The sequence below is a fragment of the Stenotrophomonas sp. SrG genome, assembly GCF_050031795.1.
In the GTDB taxonomy this organism is placed as follows: Bacteria; Pseudomonadota; Gammaproteobacteria; order Xanthomonadales; family Xanthomonadaceae; genus Stenotrophomonas; species Stenotrophomonas rhizophila_A.
Genome location: NZ_JBNBBE010000043.1, coordinates 1 through 381, shown reverse-complemented (window position 1 = coordinate 381; position 381 = coordinate 1). Strand labels below are relative to the sequence as shown.

The 381-nt window shown below is 74.3% G+C and carries 1 protein-coding gene; it reads left to right on the top strand.

Translation table 11 applies throughout. From position 1 onward, the window contains the following. Window positions 1-381 (top strand): AMP-binding enzyme (locus ACQG3P_RS18895; protein ID WP_426805890.1); only part of this gene is annotated, 381 nt, incomplete at both ends.

The window sequence follows — 381 nt, the reverse complement described above, 5'->3', positions numbered from 1 at the left end:
CGCCTCGAGCTGGGCGAGATTGAAGCCGCGGTGCGCGGCCTGCCCGGCGTGGCCCGCGCCGAGGTGCTGCTGCGCGACCAGGACCCGGGCATGCCGGCCCGTGTGGTGGCGTACGTATCCGGTGACGCACTGGACGCTGGCAGCCTGCGCGGCGTGCTCGGCACCCAACTGCCCGAGTACATGGTGCCGGCGGCCATCGTGGTGGTGCTGGCGTGGCCGGTGACGGCCAACGGCAAGCTCGACCGCGCCGCGCTGCCGCTGCCGGACACCCATGCGGCCGGCCGCTGCGCGCAGACGCCCACGGAACAGGCACTGGCCGCGCTGTTCCAGCAGGTGCTCGGGCTGGCGACGCCGGCTCCAGAGGACGCGGACTTCTTTGCG